General features: G+C 44.6%; 15 protein-coding genes and 5 tRNA genes. 8 read left to right on the top strand and 12 right to left on the bottom strand.

What is annotated here, in order from left to right; all coding sequences use genetic code 11:
• Positions 1-96: 96 nt before the first annotated feature.
• From Q8O20_RS02875 to rsmA, 4 genes are all read right to left on the bottom strand, one after another.
• Complete coding sequence (locus Q8O20_RS02875; protein ID WP_305529899.1) at positions 97-339, bottom strand: hypothetical protein; 243 nt, start codon at positions 337-339, stop codon at positions 97-99.
• Positions 336-962, bottom strand: coding sequence for an FAD-dependent thymidylate synthase (thyX, locus tag Q8O20_RS02870; RefSeq protein WP_305529898.1), 627 nt, complete (start codon positions 960-962; stop codon positions 336-338). Before thyX ends, Q8O20_RS02875 begins: the two co-directional genes overlap by 4 nt.
• A gap of 80 nt (positions 963-1,042) precedes the next feature.
• Entirely contained in the window at positions 1,043-3,169 is a 2,127-nt protein-coding gene (locus tag Q8O20_RS02865; RefSeq protein ID WP_305529897.1) for a ribonuclease J, read from the bottom strand.
• Positions 3,170-3,248: 79 nt separating this feature from the next.
• On the bottom strand, positions 3,249-4,028 hold the full coding sequence (gene rsmA, locus Q8O20_RS02860) for a 16S rRNA (adenine(1518)-N(6)/adenine(1519)-N(6))-dimethyltransferase RsmA (protein WP_305529896.1): 780 nt from the start codon (positions 4,026-4,028) through the stop codon (positions 3,249-3,251).
• 118 nt (positions 4,029-4,146) lie between these two features.
• On the opposite strand from rsmA, the gene hisF reads away from it, so the two are divergent.
• Genes hisF through rlmN form a run of 3 tightly spaced genes read left to right on the top strand, consistent with a single transcriptional unit; the run spans position 4,147 to position 6,507 of the window.
• On the top strand, positions 4,147-4,908 hold the full coding sequence (hisF, locus tag Q8O20_RS02855) for an imidazole glycerol phosphate synthase subunit HisF (RefSeq protein ID WP_305529895.1): 762 nt from the start codon (positions 4,147-4,149) through the stop codon (positions 4,906-4,908).
• The gene (locus Q8O20_RS02850; RefSeq protein WP_305529894.1) at positions 4,905-5,441 is read left to right on the top strand and encodes a purine-nucleoside phosphorylase; all 537 of its coding nucleotides are present in this window, start codon (positions 4,905-4,907) and stop codon (positions 5,439-5,441) included. The genes hisF and Q8O20_RS02850 overlap by 4 nt, the downstream gene beginning before the upstream one ends.
• Positions 5,434-6,507: a 23S rRNA (adenine(2503)-C(2))-methyltransferase RlmN gene (gene rlmN, locus Q8O20_RS02845; protein WP_305529893.1), complete on the top strand. Its 1,074-nt coding sequence runs from the start codon at positions 5,434-5,436 to the stop codon at positions 6,505-6,507. The genes Q8O20_RS02850 and rlmN overlap by 8 nt, the downstream gene beginning before the upstream one ends.
• A gap of 91 nt (positions 6,508-6,598) precedes the next feature.
• Here rlmN and Q8O20_RS02840 read toward each other — a convergent pair whose 3' ends face one another.
• The gene (locus Q8O20_RS02840) at positions 6,599-7,294 is read right to left on the bottom strand and encodes an outer membrane protein OmpK (RefSeq protein ID WP_305529892.1); all 696 of its coding nucleotides are present in this window, start codon (positions 7,292-7,294) and stop codon (positions 6,599-6,601) included.
• Positions 7,272-8,117, bottom strand: a complete 846-nt coding sequence (locus Q8O20_RS02835) for a M23 family metallopeptidase (RefSeq protein ID WP_305529891.1) — start codon at positions 8,115-8,117, stop codon at positions 7,272-7,274. The genes Q8O20_RS02840 and Q8O20_RS02835 overlap by 23 nt, the downstream gene beginning before the upstream one ends.
• 136 nt (positions 8,118-8,253) lie before the next feature.
• Here Q8O20_RS02835 and Q8O20_RS02830 point away from each other — a divergent pair, with 136 nt between their 5' ends.
• From Q8O20_RS02830 to Q8O20_RS02820, 3 genes are all read left to right on the top strand, one after another.
• Positions 8,254-9,474: an EAL and HDOD domain-containing protein gene (locus Q8O20_RS02830; protein ID WP_305529890.1), complete on the top strand. Its 1,221-nt coding sequence runs from the start codon at positions 8,254-8,256 to the stop codon at positions 9,472-9,474.
• Between the two features lie 179 nt (positions 9,475-9,653).
• Positions 9,654-9,860, top strand: coding sequence for a hypothetical protein (locus Q8O20_RS02825; RefSeq protein WP_305529889.1), 207 nt, complete (start codon positions 9,654-9,656; stop codon positions 9,858-9,860).
• Positions 9,861-9,992: 132 nt separating this feature from the next.
• Positions 9,993-10,550, top strand: a complete 558-nt coding sequence (locus Q8O20_RS02820) for a hypothetical protein (protein WP_304742983.1) — start codon at positions 9,993-9,995, stop codon at positions 10,548-10,550.
• A gap of 165 nt (positions 10,551-10,715) precedes the next feature.
• On the opposite strand, the gene Q8O20_RS02815 is transcribed toward Q8O20_RS02820, so the two are convergent.
• The 5 genes from Q8O20_RS02815 to Q8O20_RS02795 form a co-directional block, all read right to left on the bottom strand.
• A tRNA-Leu gene (locus tag Q8O20_RS02815) sits at positions 10,716-10,800 on the bottom strand.
• A gap of 17 nt (positions 10,801-10,817) precedes the next feature.
• A tRNA-Arg gene (locus tag Q8O20_RS02810) sits at positions 10,818-10,894 on the bottom strand.
• Positions 10,895-10,905: 11 nt separating this feature from the next.
• Positions 10,906-10,982: transfer RNA gene (locus Q8O20_RS02805), tRNA-Arg, on the bottom strand.
• A gap of 53 nt (positions 10,983-11,035) precedes the next feature.
• Positions 11,036-11,112: transfer RNA gene (locus tag Q8O20_RS02800), tRNA-His, on the bottom strand.
• A gap of 50 nt (positions 11,113-11,162) precedes the next feature.
• A tRNA-Pro gene (locus Q8O20_RS02795) sits at positions 11,163-11,240 on the bottom strand.
• 219 nt (positions 11,241-11,459) lie between these two features.
• Here Q8O20_RS02795 and Q8O20_RS02790 point away from each other — a divergent pair.
• Both Q8O20_RS02790 and Q8O20_RS02785 read left to right on the top strand, forming a co-directional pair.
• Positions 11,460-12,827 (top strand): amino acid permease, encoded by a 1,368-nt coding sequence (locus tag Q8O20_RS02790; RefSeq protein WP_305529888.1) that lies wholly within the window; start codon positions 11,460-11,462, stop codon positions 12,825-12,827.
• On the top strand, positions 12,827-14,050 hold the full coding sequence (locus Q8O20_RS02785) for an MFS transporter (RefSeq protein ID WP_305529887.1): 1,224 nt from the start codon (positions 12,827-12,829) through the stop codon (positions 14,048-14,050). Before Q8O20_RS02790 ends, Q8O20_RS02785 begins: the two co-directional genes overlap by 1 nt.
• A gap of 50 nt (positions 14,051-14,100) precedes the next feature.
• Here the strand turns inward: Q8O20_RS02785 and Q8O20_RS02780 are convergent, their stop codons facing one another.
• A complete protein-coding gene (locus Q8O20_RS02780; protein ID WP_015652553.1) occupies positions 14,101-14,877 on the bottom strand; it encodes a thiazole synthase in 777 nt (258 codons plus the stop codon).
• Positions 14,878-14,882: the final 5 nt, after the last annotated feature.

Below are 14,882 nucleotides of genomic sequence, written 5' to 3'. Positions count from 1 at the left end.
ATAATAGGGCCCGAAAGGGTCTTATCCTCACATATTTCTTCTCAACCATTTTTAAAACCGTAAATAACTCTCTACTATTCCCGAAGGAATACTAATTTATTGCTCGATTTTATACCCTTTGTTTTCCAAACATTGTTGGCATTCTACGGTAATCGGAGCTTTTGATGCTTCTGTTGCGGCTTTTAGATCATAATAGCGGCACTCTTGAAAATCGGCTTTGATGAGATCTTCAGTTTTTCCTGCAGGGCAGATCATTCCATTGAATGACATTTGTTTTTGAGCGCATCCGCTGATAAGGAGTGTTGCGGCAGTAAGGGTAAGAAATAGAATTTTTTTCATGAGTGATGATCCTCTTTGAGTGAATTTTCGAATAGGTAACGATGATCTTGCGGAAGTGATTCATAGATTATTTTAGCCAAATCACGAATTTCCCACAGAGCTGCTTTATCGCTGCGCAACGAAATAAAGTTCTGTAAGCTTCGGGCGTTAATCGACCACGTAAGCTCCGTCTTATAGCTCTCAGGAAGACAGTATTTTGCACGATCGTTACTGATCCCTGCAACTAATACGGCACGAAGGTTTTCAAGGGCTCTGATGCTCATTTCATCCACCATCTCTACGCCGCTCATAACGAGATATTTTTCCGCACGCTCTTGATGATCGATACTAAAAGGTTCTTCGTCTTTGAGCTCTTTGAGGGTATACCGGGTACTTTTGACGCTTAATGAGGCCATTCGGTGTCGTGCGAGTTCTTGGAGCAATGCACGGCTGACCCCCTCTACGTAGAAGTTATAGACGATATGTTCCAGCGTGGAGGCATGCTTGAATTTATTGCCGACACGATCGATAAGGGCGCGGTCTACTTCGCCGCCGTTATCGCTTTTATCAAAACTTTGCCAACACGTTCGGATAGCATCGGAACAAATTACAAGTGGTGTATAGTGATGTAGGGTTACTTTCATGGCAGTATCTTTGTTAGAGTTTGAGAGAGTATAGCGAAGAAGAGTTTAAAAACGGAGAGTAAGGTGTGCGGAAGCACACCTTACATAACAAATACGTGAGGAACGATAAGAGGATATTTTTTCATTTTGCGGTAGATATGTTTACGTACCACTTGACGCAAATCATTCTCTATCGCTTTAGGATTCTCGATAAGCCCCGGTTTGAGGTTGATCAAGAAGTGCTCTAGTACATCTTCCATCTCTTGGGCAAACGCTTTGTCGTTGCGATCGGCTACGAGTCCGAAGCTCGTTACGAGAGGTTTGGAGAGGAGACGTGATTCTGCGGCACTCACTTGAGCCACCAACATAACCATTCCCTCTGATGCCATTTTCTGGCGATCGATAACGATATCGTCTTCAATCTGATGATTGTTTTGGTTATCGATATAGGTTTTACCAGTTTTAACGGTTTTAACTTTACGCATCATTTTACTGTTGACTTCGATAGAGTCGCCATCACTCATAAGGAGGATGTTACGTTCAGGAACGCCACAAGCAATTGCGGTATCTTTGTGCTTCATGATGTGGTTGTATTCACCGTGAACCGGAAGAAAGAATTTAGGATTAGTGAGGCGAAGCATTAATTTTTGCTCTTCCAAGCTCGCATGTCCCGATACATGGATATCACGATCATTAGCAACGCGTGCACCCGCACGTTGGAGATAATTGAGCATCCCCGAAATTGAACCCTCATTCCCAGGAATTGCACGGGCAGAGAGGACGATCAAATCGGTCGGTTTGATTTTGATATGGCGATGTTCACCGATTGCCATACGGAAAAGGGCTGAACTCGGTTCTCCCTGACTTCCCGTGGTGACGATCAATACATCTTTATCACTCATACGGTTTGCCTCTTCGGCATCGATGAAGATATTTTTCGGAAGTTTAATGTAATCGTATTGCATACACACTTCGAGGTTACGTTCCATAGAACGGCCGATAACACATACCTTACGGTTGTATTTGACACCAGCTAAAATCGCTTGATAGACACGGTGGATATTTGAGCTGAATGTCGACATGATGATACGACCTTCTGATTTTGAGAAGATACGGTCAAACCCCGGAGCAACGGTAAGCTCACTCGGTGTCCACTCTTTATTGTAGGAGTTGGTTGAATCGGAAAGGAGACATAAAACCCCTTTTTCACCGTAATGGGCAAGGCGGTGGATATCGGCCGTATAGCCATCTACCGGAGTAAAGTCGATTTTAAAGTCACCCGTATGGATAATCGTACCCGCTTTGGTAGTAATCGCCAAAGAGGATGAATCGATGATCGAGTGGGTCATATGCATCCATTCGATATCAAAATCGTTTCCGATACGGTAGACTTGACGCTTAACGATCGGATTGAAATAGCGGCGGAAATCACGCATATGGTGCTCGTCGAATTTGTTACCGATCATGGCAAGCGGCAATGGTGTTCCGTAAATCGGAAATTGCATCTCTTTGAAAAGGTACGGTACGCCGCCGATGTGGTCTTCATGGGCGTGAGTGATAATAACAGCTACGATCTTTTTACGAATTTCGCGCAAGTAGGTGAAATCAGGAACAAGGATATCAACACCATGCATCTCTTCATCCGGAAAACTCATCCCGATATCGATAATAATCGCTTCATTTTCGGTTTCAATAACGGTGATATTCCCACCGATCTCTCCGAGTCCTCCTAGTGGAGTAATGCGGACTTTTTCATTATTATCGAGATTAAGTTTAAAGTGTGGGTTAAGACGATTTTTATGTGCGTCTTGATTTTTGAGGACAAAGTCACGCAAATTGTTGTCAATCGGTGTACTTGGGCTTCCACGGCGACCGCCGCGACCGCGATCACGACCGCCGCGATTAGGTTCAGCATCCGTTGCAGTATTTTCTGCCCCCTCAGGACGATCGGTACGCGGTGGACGATTGTCTTGGCGCGGAGGACGGTTATCAGTACGCGGTGGGCGATTGTCAGTACGCGGAGGTCTGTTATCGGTGCGTGGAGGACGGTTGTCTTGACGCGGAGGTCTGTTATCTTCGCGAGCTTCAGTATTAGGACGCTCCGCAGTTGCTGCATCTGTACCTACTGGAGCATTTGCATTGCGACTGCGGAAAGGACGGCGGTTATTTCGGCGTTGACGATTCTCACCTTGGGGCTGTGCTGGGGCTTCTGTTTGTTCATCGGACATAGTGTTTCCTTCTGTACGCACGAGGGCGTTAAATGTATGTATTGTTATGTTTGGATGCTCTAAAATACCCTAAAAAAAATTATTTTATAAGGGTGTAGAGCCGGTGAAAGTCAGAGGTGTCAAGCTGATGAGGTCGGATGGATCGCTCCAACTCAAGCGTTTCAAACGCTTCAATCAGAGAAGTTCCATCATAGCGTGAGGAGAGATTTTTGTGGAGGGTTTTACGGGGCTGTGTAAAGGCCGTTCGTAAAAAGTCTTCAAACCCTTCATCATTACGATTTGTGCGTTTAGAAATGAGCAGTACGCACGAATCGACTTTGGGAGCTGGCTCGAATGCGGTGGGGGGAACGTGTAACACGATCTCCGCTTCACCTACACTCTGCGTAATTACGCTGAGCGCTCCAAAAGCTCTCTCTCCAGGTGCGGCAGAGAATTTCTCTGCCACTTCACGCTGTATCATGACAAGCAAGTTTCGGCACGCCGGATCGGCGAGGGCTTTTAGGATGATATTGGTCGCGATATAATAGGGCAAATTTGCCACTAAATCGTACGGTTCATCCAAAAGCTCACTCTTCCAATGCTCTAACACATCTCCGCAACGGAGCTCAAGAGTATTGGTACTGATAGCATCGGCAAATTGGTGCTTCAAATGCTTGCACAAGTCGGTATCGACCTCAAAAGCGGTAACACTTTTGACATCAACTAAATACTTAGTTAAATCACCTAATCCAGGCCCGATTTCAGCGATACGATGAGGGGTATCGGGCATCGATTGGATGATTTGAGCTAAAACAGCTTCATCTTTTAGAAAATTTTGGCCAAATTTCTTCTTGGCAATTTTGGCACGATCTTGTTGCATTACAACTATTGTACCCAATAAAGAGTAAATCATCTATTAAAAAATAAATTGCCCCCCTTTATCGTTACTTTTGGTAATCGAAGTTATACTTACATAATGATAGTATTCAAGGTAAATAATGGATAATTTTTTTGCAAAACGGATCATTCCTTGTTTGGATGTGAAAGACGGCCGTGTCGTAAAGGGTGTTAATTTCGTCGGTCTAAAAGATGCCGGAGACCCCGTCGAAGTGGCAAAACGGTACAACGAAGAGGGGGCGGATGAACTGACGTTCCTCGATATTACCGCATCCCATGAAGAGCGTGACACGATTGTTCATATCGTCGAACAGGTGGCGAGAGAGGTTTTTATCCCTCTTACGGTCGGGGGAGGAATACGAGTCCTTGATGATATTTACAAACTTCTTGCCGTCGGGTGTGACAAAGTGAGTATCAACTCTGCAGCGATCAAACGTCCTGAGTTTATCAACGAGGGGGCAAAGCGGTTCGGTTCTCAGTGTATTGTTGTCGCCATCGATGTGAAAAAAACAGGGGATCAATACAACGTCTATCTCAACGGCGGTCGGGTCGATACGGGGATTAATGCCTTTGAGTGGGCAAAAGAGGTTGTGGATCGTGGTGCGGGGGAAATTCTCCTCACTTCGATGGATGCCGACGGTACCAAAGCAGGATTTGATCTCTCTATTACCGAGCAGATCAGCCGCGCCGTCAACGTCCCCGTGATCGCCAGCGGCGGTGCGGGGACGATGGAACATATCCGCGAAGCATTTGAGCACGGTGCCGATGCGGCATTGGCGGCGAGTATTTTCCATTACAAAGAGATCGATATTTTGGATCTCAAACGCTATCTATCGGCTAACGGGATTCCGGTACGATTATGATTCTTTGCGCCGGTAACAATGAAACGTTTGATTTTGCGACACCGATAGGGGTGGGGCTGATCGACAGTGCAATCAATCTCACCCGCCATTGTTTGGTTCACAAGCCCGAATTTCTCCTCTTCGTCGGGAGTGCTGGAAGTTACGGTGAACACAAAATAAACGAGATCATCGAGTCTAAAACAGCGGCTAACATCGAGTTAGGCTTTTTGGATAAAAGTGCCTATACGCCGATTGACAACGTCGTCTCTGCACAAACGGAAAATGTCAAAGATGTTATCGTTAACTCCTCGAACTACATCACGACGAGTGAGCGGGCGATGGAGCAAATGAGAGTTTTGGGGATGGGGATTGAAAATATGGAATTTTTCACGGTAATGCGAGTGGCGCAGGTTTTCGGCATCCCTGCAGGCGGGGTCTTTTGCATCACCAATTACTGCGATACGAATGCCCACCGAGATTTTATCGCTAATCACGGGTTTGCTAAAGTGCTGTTGCGTGAACATTTGAAAGAAAAAGGGTTGATCCATGGCTAAAAAATCTATTTTGGATTACACCAAAGCGGAACTCGCTTCCATGGTGAAACCCTCGTTTCGTGCCAAACAGATTTGGGGGTGGATTTACCACCAATATGCGACGAGTTTTGAAACAATGGCGAATCTCCCTAAAGCGATGCGCGAAGAATTAGATCAAACCTATGAAATTATGCCCCTGAAAATCGCTCGAAAAGAGTGCTCCAACGATGGAACGATCAAATATCTCTTCGAACTGAGTGACGGCAAAACGGTTGAAACCGTGTGGCTCAAGATGAAAGATGAGTCCATCGATGAAGAGGGGAACATCGAGCACGAGGCCCGTTTTACCGTTTGTGTCTCGACGCAGGTGGGGTGTAAAGTGGGGTGCTCATTCTGTTTAACAGCTAAAGGGGGCTTTACCCGTGACCTGAGTGCGGGAGAGATCGTGGCGCAAGTATTAGCGGTGAAGATGGATAACGGCCTTGCCGCTCATCGCCGTCTTAATATCGTCTATATGGGGATGGGGGAGCCGCTTGATAATCTTGAGAATCTCGCGAAAGCGATCACGATTCTTAAAGATGAAGAGGGGCTGTCGATTTCAGGAAAACGCCAAACCGTCTCTACCAGCGGATTGAGTTCGAAGATCGACAAACTGGGGCAGATGGATTTAGGGGTTCATATCGCCATCTCGCTCCACGCTGTCGATGATGAACTACGGTCTGAACTCATTCCTATGAATAAAGCCTATAACATCGCTTCGATTATTGATGCGGTAAAACGGTTTCCGATTGACACCCGTAAACGGGTGATGTTTGAATATCTCGTCATCAAAAATAAAAATGACGATTTGATTTCGGCAAAAAAATTGGTCAAACTTCTTCACGGGATCAAGGCAAAAGTGAATCTGATCTTTTTTAACCCGTATGAGGGGTCTGATTATCAGCGTCCGACGCGCGCGGATATGGTGGCATTTCAGGAGTATCTGATCAAACACGGAGTATTGTGTACTATCCGTGATTCCAAAGGGCTCGATATCAGTGCGGCGTGCGGTCAGTTAAAAGAAAAAGAATTAAGCGAGGGTGTGTAATGTCGGGGATGGATTGGTTTCAAGTCGGGTTTTTAGTGATCGTAGTCGGTATCGGTCTCGGCGGCTTTATTTGGGCCGCCCTCAAAAAGGATTAGAACGTATATTTTAGCATTGCCTGAAAAACATCGTTATCAGTGTGATAACTGTTTTCATGGTAATAGTGCCATTCGGTTCCCACTTCGAGTTTCCCCTCTTTAATTCCTATCATTTGCGAGAGATCGAAAAGCAGTTGATTTTGACTCAAAATATCACGTCCACTCCAGTCGGTAAACCCTTCGAAATGCCATCGATCACTCAGCGGAGCATAATAGTTTAATGAGAGCTGATAGGTATGATCGCCGACGTTTTGATGTTTTCTATAGATATTAAGTCCAAAAACACTGAATCCCGGTATATTTAAATCAGCCCCTACACCATAGAGCCATGCATGATAGGTATCGGATCGGTTGTATTGAAATGAGAGGTAACTCTCTTTGAGTATTCCGCACGAAGTAGAAAAGCCGCTGATTTTATCTAAGCTCAGGCGGGGAGAAATTTCACCGTAGAGGTCATTTTTTTTATCGGTGAATTGCAGCCCTTCGTGGGTGTAGGCGTAATCGGCAAACATAAAAAGATCACCGTATTCCAAAGTCCGATAATGCTCTGCGGTTAGGGTATGTTTGGCGCCGCTTTGGGTATCCATAAATGTCTCCCCTTCAAACTCTCCGTAGAGATATTGGATGTTTGTCGTTGAAAAAGCGGATAATGTAGCTGCTAAGAGGGTACTAATAAACAGAAATCGAGGCATAAGTTTCCTTAGGTGTTTCAAATAAAGCATTTATTTTGGCGATAAGATCGAGCGGATCGCTCTGGACCCCGTGTACCATCATCCCAAAATGCAAATGGGGGCCGGTGATACGTCCTGTCGCACCGCTGAGGGCAATACTATCCCCTTGTTTGACATAATCACCGACTTTTGCGTCGAATCGGCTGAGGTGAAAGTAACAGCTGTACATTCCCTCACCGTGATCGATGATGATTGTCCCTCCCGCATAATAGCGATCTTCGGCTAGAACGACGATACCGTCATTCGCAGCTTGAATGGAGATTGGGGTGCGAGCTCTAAAATCGACTCCGCCGTGATAACTTTTCAAGCTTCCGTTGTAGGTACGTGCCGAACCGTATTCGCTGGTGATAAATGTATCCAGCGGCTGAATAAACGGTTTGTTCCAGTAGCGTATGGGGGTAAAATGGGTATAGATTCTTTCGGCATTTGCCCGCTCGCGCTCTATCCGCTCAAGGGCTTCGGGAGGGGGAGTAACTTTAGAGGGGTCAACGCTCAGTGTTTCGGTGGGGTACGATGCACTTTGAATCGTGATAGGAAAGGAGAGTATTTTTCCCGGCGCACTCCATGTCAGGTTGCTCTCCCCCATTGGGGAATAATAGTCGATAGGGAGAATCGCGTAGCCTTGCTGAGGATTGGCGGGGTGAGAGAGAACACTGATATTGCTCTCTTTGGTCACGATTATTCCTGAGGGTGAGGGGAGAGTAATAATGAGGCTTTTACCGTTGTACCCCTCCGCTCCCCAGAGCATTAAAAATCCAAACCACAAACCAATCAGTAGACGCATACTTCTCCCTCTCTTTTTAGTGTAAACAGCATTGTAACATTAAGGGGTTTGAAACTTGTTTTAGCGGTTTTCTTATCCATTATATGTTACTATAAAAACTTATATTGACAGTGAGAAGAATTAAAGAAAGAGAATAATGGGAAGCAGTTATATCGGTCGTCAACCTATTGTCAATGAACGGGGCGCACTTTTCGCGTATGATCTTTTTTCCTCTGCGCAAAAGGATGGGGAGCATGCAACGGCTACCCTCATTAACGATCTGCAAAGTGCTTTCGGAATCGATCAGATTCTCGGGAAACGGGTCGGATTTATCCGTATTGATGATCAGTTTATTTTTCATGATCTACTCGGATTGTTTCCGAAAGAGAGAGTTATTTACGCATTACTCGAGGAGAATGTAGTTGATAATGCGCTGAGTGAACATTTAAAAAAACTCAAAGAGCAAGGGTACCGTTTCGCCCTTAACGATTTTGCCTATACCCCTGAAAACATAGAAAAATTTTCCCCTATTTTCCCCTATTTAGAGTTTGTTAAAGTAGATATAACCCGAAGTAGACGGATTAAACAGGAAGATGTTGAGGAACTTAAAAAACAAGGGTTGATTGTTATCGGGGCAAAAATAGAATCCCATGATATTCATGCCGAGTGTGTTGCAAAAGGGTTCACCTATTTTCAAGGGTATTTTATCTCTAAGCCGAAGATTCTTGAAAACCCCTCGTTTTCCATTGATCAAGAAGCTGTTATTCAGTTGTGGAATATGCTTCAATGTGAGGCAGATATCGATCAATTGGTAAAAGCGTTTGAGCTAAATCATATGGTGAGTTTAAAATTGATCCGATTTATCAATTCCGCCGTTTTTTCGCTCCCAAATCCGGTCTCTTCTGTTCGCCACGTTTTAACCTTGGTAGGTCGTGAGCCTCTTGCGCATTGGATTATGCTCTTGATGTTTTCGGAGTCTCAAGGCTCGAGTCAAAATACGATCCCCTTAATGCTAATGGTTGTGAATCGAACGGAATTGATGACACAGCTGTTAGACCTCATTAACCCGAACGCGACAAAATCCCAAAAGGCAACGGCTTATTTTGTAGGGATGTTATCGTTGATTCATCTCCTATTTCACATTCCGCATCGGGAAGTACTAAAACGGCTGAATGTTGCACCTGAAATCGAGCGGGCACTCTTCGAGGGAGACGGATTTTACGGGGAGTTACTAGGGATGGTGCGTGCTATTGAGATGCTTGATACGGAAGGTATCGAGAGATTTTTACAGAAGCACTCTTTGAAACATGAGGTATTGGAACCGTTAATCGCATCAGCTATGGAAAAAGTGAATCAGTTTGATGAAGCGATGGAGTAACCTGAAGAATTAATAGACTTTTCTTCAGACATGCAACGGATTTGCAACACTTTTAAATTACGATACGAAGATGAATGTAGTTCTCTTAAAAATCGGATGCTTTTGCCACCTGGCTGGAACAAGTAATGCTTTTGGAACAACGTACTTATAAAACTTATAAAAGGAAAAAGATGGTTATAGTGAATAGTTCCCTACAGTCTCCATCTCCAATGGAGTCAACCCAAATTGCACAATCTGCTCTTCAGACTAATCGTTCTGTCAATGATGCGGTTTTAGACTTTAATGCAAAAGAAATACAAAAAAACAACAGCAGCTTTCAAGAAAATGCTGCGGTGATTTCGGCGCAAACGAGTGGAAAAGGGCTGACTCTGGATATCAGAGGGTAGTCAAAATTTAGTCTAGTAATTTTTAAAATTAAATTATGTGTATAAATACTTTTAAACTTTGGTTAAAGTGAATCCAGATAAAATTAATATAAGAAATATTTTAATATTTCAAATTAAATTTGAAGGGTTTATATGCGAAGTTTCATTTTATCGTCGTTGGCAATCTCCAGTTTACTTTTGTTTTCAGGATGTGCCAATAAAGTTCCGAATTACTCGAATTCTCCCCAAAATATACGTGCAGTCAAAAATCTACAAAAAGAAGAAAAAGCGACCGTAAATATAGCCACCTTTAAGGCTAAAAATGAAGGTGAATCGAAAGTTATGTGTCGATTAGCAACTCCGGTAGGCACCCCTGATGGCATGACATTCGCTAAATATGTAGAAGATGCTTTGGCTGTTGAACTTGAAATGGGGGATATGATTGACCCTAAAGCAAAAACTATTATTTCCGGTAGTCTAGAAAATGTTTATGGGAGTACAGTTTTAGGAAATGCGTATTGGGAACATACATTAAAATTGACTTCGACAAACGGACAAAGTATGGAAATTATGTCACGATATGATTATGAATCAAGTTTTTCTGCATACTCCGCTTGCAGTGAAATGCAGCGCTCATATTTACCAGCTGTTCAAGCATTGGTCAATAAAATAATTACTGATCCTCGCTTTAAAGCGTTGGTTAAAAATTAAATCTATGCTCCTCTTGGAGCGTAAAAATACTTCCTAACAATGAAAAAATAAGAAATACATACTTAAAATTGTTACAGATAGAGTGATTCAATGATTTTGATATGATTACATGAATTTATTGAAGAAGAGAAGTATACCGAAGCCCATATAATAGGGGTTTTTCGATGGTGCGGATGAAAGGACTTGAACCTTCACACCTTGCGGCACCAGATCCTAAGTCTGGCGTGTCTACCAATTTCACCACATCCGCGCACTAAAAGTCTAAGGTGGTACGCCCTAGAGGATTCGAACCTCTGACCGATGCCTTAGAAGGGCATTGCTCTATCCAGCTGAGCTAAGGACGCATGAGTGTATATGGTGCGCCCGATAGGGTTCGAACCTATAACCTACGGATCCGAAGTCCGTTACTCTATCCAGTTGAGCTACGAACGCACAATCGCCTTCTAAAACATCGTGTATCAAAGGTGTTTCAAACCAGAAACAAATGGGGTGGGTGATGGGGATCGAACCCACGACCCTCAGAACCACAACCTGATGCTCTAACCGACTGAGCTACACCCACCATCTATTATAAAGAATCTGTTTGAAATAATACAAAAAAAGAAAAAAACATGGTCGGGGCGAGAGGACTCGAACCTCCGGCCCCTTGGTCCCAAACCAAGTACTCTAACCAGACTGAGCTACGCCCCGACCTTCATCTAAGTTAACTCAAGTGAGCTAATTAGTGAGGCGAAATTATAGTCGAAAATATGAGTTTTGTCAAGGCACAGAGTAACAATGTTAAACGATCGGGGTATCTTTTGTCTGTGACGAGACTAAAAACTACAAAGAGCGTGATAAATTAATGTATAATAGAGACTTATTAGAAGCAGTGTACTGTGTACTGCAGTTGTAAGGCGAGGAGGGGAAATGAAAGGTATTTTTCGTAAAAAAGATATGTCCGGTGCAACCGGAGAGTTTCAACGGAAATTGGGGCTTATGGATGTGACGTTTATCGGTGTCGGTGCAGTCATCGGAGCGGGGATCTTTGTAATTACGGGTCAAGCAGCGGCAACGATGGCTGGACCTGCGATCGTATTGTCATTTTTGCTGGGTGCGGTTATGATCGGTATTACAGCTTTGATTTATGCGGAACTTAGCTCTGCTTACCCGGTAGCCGGAAGTGCCTATAGTTTTACATTTGCTTCTTTGGGGGAAGTGTTTGCTTGGTTTGTAGGATGGAACCTGCTTCTTGAATATGGGGTTGCAACAGCTGCGGTTGCAACTGGATGGTCAGGGTATTTACGCCGTTTTTTAGAAAACAGCATTGGGGTCGAAATTCCACTGGCTCTGAGCGGTGCATATAATCCGAGTGCGGGAACTTATATCGATATCAGTGCATTTGGGATTATTTTAGCGATCTTTCTCCTTCTCGCGATAGGAATTAAAGAGAGCGCAAAGGTTAATACGGCCATTGTATTTATTAAGCTGGCGGTTCTGATCGTTTTTGTTGTTGTCGGATTGCCTCATGTTGATTTTAATAATCTATCGAATTTTTTACCTTTTGGATGGGAAGGGGTTTGGCATGGAGCTGCGCTGATCATTTTTGCCTATCTCGGATTTGATGCGATCAGTACAGTGGCTGAAGAGACTAAAAATCCTACCCGTAACATCCCGTTGGGATTGATGCTCTCATTGGCTTTGAGCGTTGTCTTTTTTATCCTCGTAAGTTTTACCCTTACCGCAATCGTCCCCTATCAAGAACTGAATGTCCCAGATGCTCTTGCATTTGCTCTGTATAGAGTGAATGAACCTTTTGCCGCAAATGTTATTGCGTTGGGAGCCGTTATTACGATTACAACGGTTATGATAGTTATGGGACTAGGATTTACCCGTATTTTTTTCGCTCTTGCACGTGATGGGCTGCTCCCTAGAACATTGAGTGAAATTCATCCAAAATATAATACCCCTTTCAAAGCGACCCTTATCGGCGGTGCCATTTTGAGTATTATGGCGGGACTTATTCCTCTGAAAACGTTGGCAGAATTGGTTAATATCGGAACACTGTTCGCCTATTTAATGGTCGCGGTAGCGATTATCGTATTGCGACGACAAAATATTATTCAGCCGGTATTTAAAGTCCCTGCGTTTAAGATTCTTATGCCGCTTAATTTTATCTTGATCATTTTTATGATGGCAGGATTACCGTTTGATACGTGGCTGCGATTTATCGGCTGGTCTATAATCGGGATGTTGATTTATGCCTTTTACGGTGCTAAACGATCGAAGGCTGAGTGATGGCAGTATCGGTATGGCGTCAAGTTTTAACTCTCCCTGTTATTGTTATTGCGATGGGGTATTTTGTCGATATTTACGATCTGATTTTATTCGGAGTCGTGCGGGTTGAGAGTTTGACCGAACTGGGGCTGGATAAAGATGGCGTTACTCTGTGGGGATCGATTATCCTTAATGCCCAAATGGGAGGGATGCTGATCGGCGGAATTCTTTGGGGGATTCTCGGGGATAAAAAAGGGCGGCTCTCTGTGTTGTTCGCCTCGATTATCCTGTATTCGGTGGCGAATTTGTTGAATGCCTTTGTGACCAATGTCGAGCAGTACGCACTGTTACGATTTATTGCCGGCATTGGATTGGCGGGTGAATTAGGCGCCGGAGTGACGCTAGTGGCTGAAATCCTCCCTAAAGAGCTGCGAGGATACGGGGTCATGAGTATTGCGGCATTCGGTGTTCTCGGAGTCGTTGCCGCAAATATCGTCGCTGAAAATTTTGCATGGCGGAACGCCTATATTATCGGAGGAGTGTTGGGCTTTTTACTGTTGATTTTACGCTTCCGTGTTCGAGAATCGGAAATGTTTCAGCACCATGTCAGCGATGATATTAAAAGGGGACACTTCTTTGCCCTCTTTACCCACAGGAAGCTTTTCAGTAAATACATTAAAGCGATCGTGATCGGGATGCCGCTGTGGTATGTTGTCGGCGTTTTGGTGATGTTCTCCCCTGAGTTTGCCAAAGCACTCGATATCATAGGGGAAGTAACAGCGGGTCAGGCACTGATGTATACCTATATCGGGTTATCGGTTGGTGATTTAGCGAGCGGATATTTGTCACAACAGATGCAAAGCCGTAAACGGGCGTATACCATTTTTATGGGACTCTCCGTCGTGAGTGTCCTATACTATTTCACCCTATCAGGTGCAACGGCACAATCGTTTTATGTCGCGGTCTTTTTACTGGGTGTGTTCTGTGGTTACTGGGCCCTCTTTATCACGATGGCGGCAGAGCAGTTCGGAACCAACATCCGTGCGACTGTCGCAACGACGGTTCCCAATTTCGTTCGCGGTTCGGTCGTTCCGATTACGTCGAGTTTTATGCTTTTAAAAGAGAGTATGGGAGTTTTGGGCTCTGCCGCAATCGTCGGTGGCGTAACATTTTCGATTGCATTGATTGCACTCTATTATACCCGTGAGACGTTTCATGAGGATTTGGACTATATCGAGGCTTGAGGTACTTTTCTGTTTAGTCAGAAAAGCACCAAAAGATCACGGGGATTTTACTAAAACTGGATCATCCCATCAACTGGAGATGAAGCCGTAGCATACGGACGTTTCGGTATACGTCCTGCTAAATAACTGAGTCTTCCTGCGATTACCGCATTCTTCATGGCTTCCGCCATCAGCATCGGATTTTGCGCTTGCGCAATCGCGGTGTTAGTGAGAACTCCATCCGCACCTAACTCCATTGCTAACGCCGCATCACTAGCACATCCTATCCCTGCATCGACAATAATCGGCACTTTGACCGCTTCACGGACAAACACGATGTTATAACGATTTTGTACCCCAAGACCGCTTCCGATCGGGGCGGCAAGAGGCATAATCGCGTGAGCTCCCGCATCTTCGAGACGGCGTGCCATAATCGGATCATCCGAGGTATAGGCCATAATCGTAAATCCGTCTTTGGCTAACACTTCACATGCTTTGATCGTCTCTAATACGTCAGGATAGAGAGTCTTTTGGGTATCGCCGATCACTTCGAGTTTGATTAAGTCGATTCCCGTCGCTTCACGGGTGAGGCGAAAAAGGGTGATCGCCTCTTCCGCTGTTGTACACCCTGCTGAATTTGGCAAAAATTTCACGTTCGTCCCCGCAAACGTATCGCGAAGATTCGGTTCATTGGGATTGGTGATATTGAGGCGGCGCACCGCAACGGTTATCAATTCAGACCCGCTTGCCAGTGTTGCCGCTTTGGTCGTTTCAAACGAGTCGTATTTGCCGCTTCCGACGATAAGACGGCTTCCTAGGGTATATTTTCCGATTTGTAAAGTATGCATTTTGG

This window comes from Sulfuricurvum sp., assembly GCF_030691015.1.
Taxonomy (GTDB): domain Bacteria; phylum Campylobacterota; class Campylobacteria; order Campylobacterales; family Sulfurimonadaceae; genus Sulfuricurvum.
This window is presented reverse-complemented; position numbering and strand designations above follow the sequence as displayed.